This window comes from Desulfobacter sp. (genome assembly GCF_050177295.1).
The window spans coordinates 1-9,400 of record NZ_JBFXHE010000159.1 but is presented as its reverse complement, the minus strand read 5'-3'; the positions used below and the strand labels follow the sequence as shown (position 1 = coordinate 9,400).

The 9,400-nt window shown below is 46.8% G+C and carries 8 protein-coding genes and 1 pseudogene; 6 read left to right on the top strand and 3 right to left on the bottom strand.

Translation table 11 applies throughout. From position 1 onward, the window contains the following. Nucleotides 1-832: pseudogene (locus AB7U36_RS12280) on the top strand (serine protein kinase PrkA); the annotation flags it as partial. Nucleotides 833-896: 64 nt separating this feature from the next. Beyond that, nucleotides 897-2,267: a response regulator gene (locus tag AB7U36_RS12275; RefSeq protein ID WP_428160057.1), complete on the top strand. Its 1,371-nt coding sequence runs from the start codon at nucleotides 897-899 to the stop codon at nucleotides 2,265-2,267. 108 nt (nucleotides 2,268-2,375) lie between these two features. On the opposite strand, the gene recJ is transcribed toward AB7U36_RS12275, so the two are convergent. Further along, a complete protein-coding gene (recJ, locus tag AB7U36_RS12270; RefSeq protein WP_428160056.1) occupies nucleotides 2,376-4,079 on the bottom strand; it encodes a single-stranded-DNA-specific exonuclease RecJ in 1,704 nt (567 codons plus the stop codon). A gap of 182 nt (nucleotides 4,080-4,261) precedes the next feature. Here recJ and AB7U36_RS12265 point away from each other — a divergent pair, with 182 nt between their 5' ends. The 4 genes from AB7U36_RS12265 to AB7U36_RS12250 are packed head-to-tail and all read left to right on the top strand — an operon-like array spanning nucleotide 4,262 to nucleotide 7,461. Further along, on the top strand, nucleotides 4,262-4,471 hold the full coding sequence (locus AB7U36_RS12265) for a DUF4911 domain-containing protein (RefSeq protein ID WP_428160055.1): 210 nt from the start codon (nucleotides 4,262-4,264) through the stop codon (nucleotides 4,469-4,471). Further along, nucleotides 4,458-5,822, top strand: coding sequence for a tRNA (N6-isopentenyl adenosine(37)-C2)-methylthiotransferase MiaB (gene miaB / locus AB7U36_RS12260; protein WP_428160054.1), 1,365 nt, complete (start codon nucleotides 4,458-4,460; stop codon nucleotides 5,820-5,822). Before AB7U36_RS12265 ends, miaB begins: the two co-directional genes overlap by 14 nt. Nucleotides 5,823-5,828: 6 nt before the next feature. Next, a complete protein-coding gene (map, locus tag AB7U36_RS12255; RefSeq protein ID WP_428160053.1) occupies nucleotides 5,829-6,710 on the top strand; it encodes a type I methionyl aminopeptidase in 882 nt (293 codons plus the stop codon). After that, nucleotides 6,700-7,461 carry a lysophospholipid acyltransferase family protein gene (locus tag AB7U36_RS12250; protein ID WP_428160052.1) on the top strand — a complete coding sequence of 254 codons (762 nt, stop codon included), beginning with the start codon at nucleotides 6,700-6,702 and terminating at the stop codon, nucleotides 7,459-7,461. Before map ends, AB7U36_RS12250 begins: the two co-directional genes overlap by 11 nt. A gap of 43 nt (nucleotides 7,462-7,504) precedes the next feature. Here the strand turns inward: AB7U36_RS12250 and AB7U36_RS12245 are convergent, their stop codons facing one another. Together AB7U36_RS12245 and rpsU are read right to left on the bottom strand one after the other, a co-directional pair. After that, nucleotides 7,505-8,824 carry a bifunctional folylpolyglutamate synthase/dihydrofolate synthase gene (locus AB7U36_RS12245; RefSeq protein WP_428160051.1) on the bottom strand — a complete coding sequence of 440 codons (1,320 nt, stop codon included), beginning with the start codon at nucleotides 8,822-8,824 and terminating at the stop codon, nucleotides 7,505-7,507. A gap of 66 nt (nucleotides 8,825-8,890) precedes the next feature. Then, entirely contained in the window at nucleotides 8,891-9,100 is a 210-nt protein-coding gene (rpsU, locus tag AB7U36_RS12240) for a 30S ribosomal protein S21 (protein WP_211251865.1), read from the bottom strand. Nucleotides 9,101-9,400: the final 300 nt, after the last annotated feature.

The window sequence follows — 9,400 nt, the reverse complement described above, 5'->3', positions numbered from 1 at the left end:
TAAATGGCTGGATGACGAGGACATAAAAGCGCTTGATAAAAAAATGATGAAAAAAATTCTTGTAGAATCGGAAGAATTTGGGAAACAAGGACTATCCGGTCGCGACGCCATTAAAATTTTTGACCGGTTTTATTCGAAATTTGCTAAGGAAAACAGGCTGATCAGCATGCCTGACCTATGTTCGTTTTTCAATAAGCTCGAAGAACCCATACGCCAGACGATTCCCCAGGGGTTTTTGTCTTCAATTTTAAGGATGTATGACTATTCCATTCTCCAGCAGGTCAAAGAGTCTCTCTACTATTACAACGAGGAGCAGATCGCAAAGGACATAAAAAATTATATTTCCGCTGTGACCAATGAAATCGGCTCTGTTGTGAACTGTATTTTTACCAAAGAAGAGATCAATGTGACCGAGGCATTTCTTGAAAGCATTGAAATCAGGCTTCTGTCTGAACATGCCGATGCGATACGGCGCCAGGGGATGCGCCTGGATGTATTAAAGGAATATACAGGGTCTACCCTTACCCACGAGATTATGATCGAAGGAAAGAACATCGCCCAGACCCGGCTGTTTCAAACCCTTCATGAACGGTATGTGCACAATTTAAAAAAACGGGTTTTAGAGCCTTTTATTGACAATGAAAATTTCAGGCGGGCCATAAAGGATTTTGATACAGAAGAGTTTAAAGCCCATGACAAACGCATCAAACGCGATGTGACATTTCTCATTGACAACCTGGTCAGTAAATTTGGTTATTCACATCAGGGTGCCAATGAGATCTGCATCTATGTCATTGATAATGATCTGGCCAATAGATTCAGGGATTCCTGACTGTCAGGGGGAAACAACACCATTGCTTTAAGATGACCATAAAAAAAACAGTTGAGGCAGGATCATGAAGAAAGCGAATGTGCTCATTGTTGACGATTCCAGGTCAGCTCTTTTTGCCGTGAAAGCATTGTTGAGTCCTTCAGGGATTCAAACGGTAACTGCGTCCAATGCCTTGCAGGGACAGGAGGCGCTTAGAAAAGAGCAGTTCGATCTGGTGATTACGGATGTGGATATGCCTAACCTTTCCGGATTGGAATTTTGTCAGTGGATCAAATCAAATCCGGAAACGTCGCATATACCTGTAATTGTCTTAAGTTCCCTTGATACCGATGTTGATATTGAAAACGGTTTCAGAGTCGGTGCGGATGCATATGTGCCCAAACGCCTGGCAAATAAGGAACTTATTCCCCGCATTGAAAGCGTGATGAACACATGTACCTTTGTCAGGGATAAAACCATCCTTGTGGTTGAAGACAGTAAAACCATTCAGATGGTTACAAAACAGGGGCTTGAGGATGCCGGCTTCAAAGTGGCACTGGCTGATGACGGGCAGCATGCCCTTGACATCATTGATGATGTTGCACCTGATGTTCTGCTTACGGATCTGAACATGCCCCGGGTGGACGGCAATAAACTTTGTCGCAGGTTGTTCAATATTGAAAAGTACAAATTTTTGCCCATTGTGGTTATGAGTTCCCTGGGTGACAAGCCGATGATGAGACGTCTCATCAGGGACGGTGTTACGGCCTTTATTATCAAGCCGTTTAACGTGGACATGCTTGTTGTTACCATGGAAAAACTGCTTTCCGATCATTTCCAGCGTATGCTTGAAGAAAGGGAGCGGCTTGTTCTTGAACAAAAGCTGACGGTTGGCTCCATCGCCAGCCTTATCAATGCATTGGAAGCCAGGGATAAATACACCAGTGGCCACTCCGAATCCGTTACCAGACTTTCCATGGTCATTGGCAGGGAACTGGGGTTTTCAGATACGGAAATAAATCGTCTTCAGATCGCTGCAAGCCTTCATGACCTGGGTAAAATCGGTGTACGTGACAATGTGCTGCTCAAGCCAGGTAAACTGACAACGGATGAATTTGAGCACATTCAAACCCATACCGTAGTTGTTCAGGACATCCTCAAACCGTTGCACAATATGGAAGATGTCCTTGTTGCAGCCTCTTCCCATCACGAACGCTGGGATGGTACAGGTTACCCCAACGGGCTGAAAGGAGAAGATATCCCCTTATTCGGAAGAATCATTGCCGTTGCCGACGTGTTTGATGCACTGACCAGTGACAGGCCATATCGTGACGGCATGCCCGTAGAAAAGGCGCTTCAGATTATTTCCGAAGGGATTGGTTCTCATTTCTGTCCAACGGTTGGGACTGCTTTTTTTAAATATATGAAGACACTTAAAAACGGCAATCTTACCTAGTGTTTGGACGGCTCGTTAAGGGGCACACACCCCTGAAATCTGTGTTTGAGAACCTGAACGGTGGAAAGACCTATCCGGCAGATAAAGGCTTAAGTGATCTCTATTTAATTACATATCCTGAACAATAACCTGAACGCGATTCTGCTTAAATCTGTCCGCCTTAAGCTTTACCATCAGTTTCGGGAAAAATTCGGGCAGGCAGGTCGTGTCAGACAGGTTGAAGTGCAATGCCTCCACCTGATGTTCCTCACTTTGATCCTTAAGGGTCATTTTTCGATGGCAGCCGCCAATGATGATGGAAGATGCAACCCACATATTTTCCATAAGGAAGACCGGTTCCGGATTATCGGTGCCAAAGGGGCGAAGCATATCTATCTGGCTGATAAGTTCCGGGGTAATATCCGCAATCTCAATCACCGCATCAATTTTCCGGACAGGTTTAAAATCTTTTTCTGTGCAGACTAAAGCCAGGATGTGTGCCAGAGCTGGTTTAAGACGCGCCAGGTTTTCCCTTCTTACTGACAGTCCTGCTGCCATGGCATGCCCCCCAAAGGTTTCCAGCAGATCCCGGGTTCCGGACAACACCTCGTGTATATTGATCTGGTTAATACTTCGGCAAGACCCTTTTGCAATTTCGTCTTTTGAGTTCAGCAGCACCACCGGACAGACATGCTTTCTGGCAAGCCTTGATGCGGCAATGCCAAGCACGGATGCCTCCCATTTCTTGTCCCACAAGACAATAAGCCGGTTTTCAAGTATGGATGGATCGCCCGCAATACGCAGTTCAATATCTTCGACAATCTTTTTTTCAATGAGCTGGCGTTTTCTGTTCAGTTCATCAAGAAGGGCTGCGGTTGTCTCTGTCTGGGCCGGGGCAGGGCAGGTCAGATGGGAAACACATATTCTTGCATGTGATATGCGGCCTGCGGCATTAAGCCTTGGCACGATTTTAAATGAAATGTCGTCGGAATCAAGCTTATCCATGTCAACCCTTGATGTACGGGCCATGGAGACTATTGCCGGACGAAGGCCCATGCGAATGCGTTTCAGTCCTGCCACGCAAAGAATTCGATTGTCCTGCACCAGGGGGACCATATCTCCTATGGTGCCGATGGTAAACAGGTCCAGGTATTCGGACAACTGGGGTTCCGGGTATTGTTCCCATATTCCATTGTCTCTGAATACCTTGCGCAGGCCCATAATCAGATAAAATGCCACGCCGACACCGGCCAGGTATTCAAGACAGGCCTTGCAGTCGGCCTGCTTTGGATTGATCACGGCAAAGGCCTTGGGGATGGTGGTGTCAGGTTCATGGTGGTCGGTGATGATGACGTCAATGTCTTCCCTGGCTGCCGCCTGAACCGCTTCATGGGAACGGATACCGCAGTCCACGGTGATGATCAGGTCAACAGCCAGGGATGCGGCCATCTCAATGTGGGGCAATTGAAGGCTGTAGCCCTCCTTTGTCCTGTGGGGCACATACCAGGACAGATCCGCTTCTACCAGGGAGAGAAACTGATAAAGCATGGCCGTAGCCGTGACCCCGTCTGCATCAAAATCACCAAAAATAAGAATTTTTTCTTTGTTGCGTACCGCCGTATGAATCCGCTCTACGGCCTTGCCCATGTCCTTTAATTCAAAGGGGTTGCTCAGTCTGGAATAATCCGGATTCAGAAAAAATCTGGCCTCATCAGCTGTTGTGATTCCTTTTTCCGATAGCAGACCGGCAATAACAGGATGGCAGCCAAGGGCCTTTTGAAGTCTTTGAACAACATGCCTGTCAGGTGTCGTATATGTAAGTTTGATCTCCATGGAATGCCAGGTTTATACATTCTTGGGTTGCTATGTGTCAATCAATGTCATTAACTTAAGGGTTAATGACAAGAAACCGGAAACAAGAGTATGAAGCGCAATAGTTAAGCAAAATTCTTGAGCAACCGGTTTTGTTGGTGGTATAATACTCGGTTCATAAAGGATTTGGTTTAAAAAATGTTATGCAATCTATTATAAAAGAATATATGGTGGATAAAACAAAAATCGGATTTATCCGGTTTATTTTTGAAGCTTATGAAGGTATCGCCGTGGTCACAACAGTGGAGCCCGGAGCCGGCCATATCCGGCTTGCCATGCCCCCGGACCGGCAGGATGAGGTAAATATGGTCACCCAAGCGTTGAAAAAGGACTTTTATTTTGAGCCAAGATAAGCCCAAAGCCTATGTAAACACCATCGGGTGCCAGATGAATGTGTATGATTCCCAGATTCTGGCAGGCCTTTTGCAAAATGCAGGATATGAACAAACCCATGACCCGGACCTGGCAGATCTGGTTTTATGCAATACCTGCGCCATCCGCCATAAGGCCCAGGAAAAGGCCTATAGCTTTCTGGGCCGTTTTGCAGGCACAAGGATTAAAGGAAAACGTCCGCTGACCATCATGGCCGGCTGTGTGGCACAAAAAGAAAAGGAAAAAGCATTTGTACGCCTGCCGCATCTTGACCTGGTTTTAGGCACCCAGGCCTTTGGGCGTTTTGAAACCCATATTCAAGCACTGGCTGCCGGTGAAACCCGTATTGTGGACACAGAACCCAGCGAAAACATTTTCGAAGGCTTTCCCAGGGATACATTGGCCGGACAAATTCAGGTGTCACGCTTTATCACCATCATGCAGGGGTGTGAAAATTTTTGCACCTATTGTGTGGTGCCCTATGTCCGGGGAAAGGAGAGAAGCCGGAATCCATTTGCCATTGTGGAAGAAATTGAAGGGCTGGCCGGTTCCGGGGTGCGTGAAATTACCCTGCTGGGCCAGAATGTTAATTCCTATGCCGGTAATAATGGACAGGTATCTTTTGCTGATTTGCTGCATCTTGTCAGCAGGATAGACGGGATTGAGCGTATCCGGTTTGCCACGTCCCATCCCAAGGATTTATCAATGGATCTGATCCAGGCCATCAAGGATATTGACAAGGTGTGCAACCATCTTCATCTGCCGGTTCAGTCCGGTTCAAACGATATCTTAAACCGGATGAACCGCAAATATGACCGCGACACCTATTTTACAAGAATTTCAGCCCTAAGACAGATCTGTCCGGATATTGCCCTGTCCACGGATATTATTGTGGGGTTTCCCGGAGAAACGATATCTGATTTTCAGCAGACCATGAATCTGCTTGAAACCGTAGAATTTGATGCGGTCTTTGCCTTTTCTTATTCAGCAAGGTCATTTACACCGGCTGCCAAATTTTCAAACCAGCTGGATGAACAGACTAAACGGGACAGGCTCAACGCGCTTCTTAATTTCCAGGAGAAGATAACAGAAAAGAAAAACAAAGCCTTTGTTGGGGAAAAAGTTACGGTGCTGGTGGAAGGTGACAGCCCTAAACCCAGGGACGGATTTGTAAAGAAGAATAAAAATACCAGACAGATGTTTGGCAGAAGCGATGCAAACAAAATTGTGCATTTTGCATCGGACCAGGCCACCATCGGGGATCTGGTCACACTTCAAATTATAAACGCATACCCCCATTCCCTTTGGGGAGAGGTCTGTGAAAGCGATTAAAACGTTATGAAAATTAAATCAACGAGTATTCGATCTAATCAACCCTGCCCGTGCGGCAGCGGGAGAAAATTCAAAAACTGCTGCAGGAACAGGAAAACTGAGATTTCCTTGACGGATAAGTATAAAAACAAGTATGACATTATCCTGAAAACGCCTGAACAGATTGAGGGAATCAGAAAATGCGGGGAATTGCTTTTGTCCATTATGGATGGGGTTGAGGCCATGATTCGACCCGGTTTAAAAACCGATGACATCAACACCTATGTCCATGAACAGACCATAAAAGCCGGGGCAGTCCCAGCACCGCTCAACTACAGGGGGTATCCCAAAAGTGTCTGCGTTTCCATTAATGAGGTTATCTGCCACGGAATACCCGGGGACCGGGTGCTTGAGGACGGGGATATTGTCAATATTGATATCACACCGATTCTAAACGGTTACTATGCCGATGCCAATAAAACCTTTTTCGTGGGTACGCCCGGACGGGATGCCCGGAAAATTGTTGCCGTGGCTGCCGAAAGCCTGCGGCTGGGTATCGAACAGGTCAAGCCCGGGGCCACTTTAGGGGATATTGGGCATGCCATTCAAAAATATGCCGAAGGCCAGGGATGCTCGGTTGTCAGGGAGTTTGTAGGGCATGGTGTGGGACTTGATTTCCATGAACAACCCCAGGTCCTTCATTTTGGACGGCCAGGTACCGGTGTAACCCTTGTTCCCGGCATGGTGTTCACCATAGAGCCCATGGTCAACATAGGCAAAAAAGAACTGCATGTGCTTGAGGACCGGTGGACAGCCGTGACCAATGACGGGTCCCTGTCCGCCCAGTTTGAGCAGACCATCTTTGTCACAGATGACGGGTATGAGAGTTTAACCCCATATGCGTTATAGTAAGGCGGTATTAAATAAGGTTTTTTCAGCCATGTTTATTGCCTTTTTCGGTATCACCTCCGCCTTTTTTTTCTGTGTGGCCTGTATGTTACGGATATGCACAGCGCCCTTTGATCAGCGAAGGCTTGTGTCAAACATTTTCAGTGCGTTCTGGGGCTCGGTTTATACATGGGTTATGCTGCCCGGGTCCGTAAAAATTGTGGGTCGGGAAAAGCTTGATATCCGCAAAAATTATGTGTTTGTATCCAATCATCAAAGCCAGCTGGATATCCTTGTGCTTTCCCGACTGCTGTTTCCCTACCGGTGGGTGGCCAAGGCCTCTGTTTTCCGGCTGCCGTTCATTGGGTGGAATATGGCACTTAACAACGGGGACATTAAACTCAAGCGGGGTGACAAGGACAGTATAAAGGCCATGATGGGCGGATGTGAGGCGCTTTTACGGCAAAACATCTCCATCTTTTTCTTCCCCGAAGGCACAAGGTCCAAAGACGGCTGTATAGGGAAGTTCAAACCCGGGGCATTTATCCTGGCTAAAAACACAGGTGTTGACATTCAGCCCATTGCCATCAGCAATACCAATAAGGCGTTGCCTAAATACGCGTTGACCTTTCAGGGGTACACGAAGATGACAGTAAAGGTTCTGGATACCATTCCTTTTTCCCGGTTCAGGGATATGCCCCCTGAAAAGATTGCCGCTATGACAAGGACATTGATTGCCGACCAAGTTCCCTGTTGCCGGAAATCTGCCTGATTGTATCGTCTAAGTAGGAAATTAAAATAGTTAAGCGTTTAATTCAGGTAATAAGATCCATATCAAATTTTTCCTTAGCCTCTCCTGCCACATACAAGGAACCTGCAATGCATATGGCGTCATCCTTACAACTTGTCGAAATCGCGTAGGATACCGCCTCTTTTACATCCTCGATGACCTGCAGTTCCCCGTTGAATATTTTTCTGACTGCTGCGGTCAGCACCGCAGGTTCAATGCTGCGGTTTATTTTGGCTTTGGTCACAATGATCCGGTGAGCCCTGGGCAAAAGCTGGGCCAGCATGGCTTCATAGGGTTTGTCATCCAGGATGCCGATGACAAATGTCAGTTTTTTATTCCCCAAGGTCTGGTTGAGATATTTGCCCAGCAGAGCAGATGCTTTGAAATTGTGGGCCCCATCCAGAATAACCAGGGGGCGATCCATGATTTTTTCAAGGCGCCCCGGCCAGTTGACCTGGGCAAGCCCTTTATGAATCTGTTCCCGGGTCAGTTCATATCGTGGATCACTGCCTTTGTTCTGTTCAAAAATCAGCTCGCTGGCAGCCAGGGCCAAAGCAAGGTTTTCCCGCTGGTGTTCTCCGGGTAAGGGTTTGGTCAGGCCGTTGAAATTTTGATAAATTCCCTTGTAATTATATGTTGGCCGGCCAGGGGTTTTTCGGATGGAAAAGTCATTTTTGAACCGGTAAAGGGCTGATGCCCCGTCTTTGGCTACCTCAGCCAGCTTGTTTATCCCCGATGGCTGGGATACAGCCGTAACTGCAGGCACACCTGGTTTTATAATGCCGCCTTTTTCCCGGGCCAGGTCCCTGATGGTATGTCCAAGATAAGCGGTGTGCTCAATGGACAGGTTGGTAATAACACTGACCTTGGGTGTAATAATGTTGGTGGCGTCAAATCTGCCCCCCATGCCGGTTTCAATGACCGCCCATTCCACCTTCTCTTTGGCAAAATAGTAAAAGGCCATGGCTGTGACAATTTCAAAAAAAGTGGCCTTGCGCGATCCCTTGCGCGATCTATTGTCCGCAGCGTTCACTGCCTCGTATGCGCTGACCGCATCTGAATCGCTGATCTGTTGCCCGTTCACGCAGATCCGTTCATTGAATCGGACCAGGTGGGGGCTTGTGTATATGCCGGTTTTAAACCCCGCTGCATTGAGGATTGACGCGATACAGGTCGCTGTGGAGCCCTTGCCGTTGGTTCCGGCCACATGGACCGTCTTGTAGTTGTTATGGGGGGTGTTGAGTTGTGAAAGGATGTTTAGAATAGTATCCAGTTCAAGCTTGATACCGAACCGGCCCAGTTTGTAAATTTTTTCCAGGCACAGTTCATAAGGGGTGTTTGCCATGAAAAATGTCCATAAAAAAAACCCGGCATATCAGCCAATTTGATACGCCGGGTGATTTTCAATGCGTTAGCTACGTTTTCTGCGTGATCTTGAGGCGGCAATTCTTTGTCTTCTCATCGCCTCTCTCATCTTACGTCTTCTGTACTGACAAGGTTTTTCAAAATGTTTTTTTACCTTGAGACGTTTGAACAGCCCGTCGTTCTGAATTTTTTTCTTCAGAATACGCAACGCTTTTTCAACGTCATTATCAATAACGGTGACAGTAATCTCTTTCAAGCAGCATCGCCCCTTTCAAAATAAATTTAAATATAGAAATCATGGGCTGACTTGGTTTATTGGCACCCGGACCTAACCCACAACAAAATATGAAAGTCCTTCACAAACGTATTGTGACTTTCATATAAAAATATTTATAAACGGATCTTTTAACAAATTGAATAAATTAAGGCAACCCAAATCCACCACCTAAATTTCTGAACACCTGTCCAAGGACAATTTCGGGAATTTTTTTCTCGGAGTGCGGCTATTTATGCCTGGAAAACGACGTTTTGGGTAACGTTAAGCTCTCCTGCAGGA

What these genes read in the sequence shown, in the direction of transcription:
- AB7U36_RS12275 (WP_428160057.1), top strand. Translation starts at nt 897, where the DNA reads ATGAAGAAAGCGAATGTGCTCATTGTTGACGATTCCAGGTCAGCTCTT.
- recJ (WP_428160056.1), bottom strand. Translation starts at nt 4,079, where the DNA reads ATGGAGATCAAACTTACATATACGACACCTGACAGGCATGTTGTTCAA.
- AB7U36_RS12265 (WP_428160055.1), top strand. Translation starts at nt 4,262, where the DNA reads ATGCAATCTATTATAAAAGAATATATGGTGGATAAAACAAAAATCGGA.
- map (WP_428160053.1), top strand. Translation starts at nt 5,829, where the DNA reads ATGAAAATTAAATCAACGAGTATTCGATCTAATCAACCCTGCCCGTGC.
- AB7U36_RS12250 (WP_428160052.1), top strand. Translation starts at nt 6,700, where the DNA reads ATGCGTTATAGTAAGGCGGTATTAAATAAGGTTTTTTCAGCCATGTTT.
- AB7U36_RS12245 (WP_428160051.1), bottom strand. Translation starts at nt 8,824, where the DNA reads ATGGCAAACACCCCTTATGAACTGTGCCTGGAAAAAATTTACAAACTG.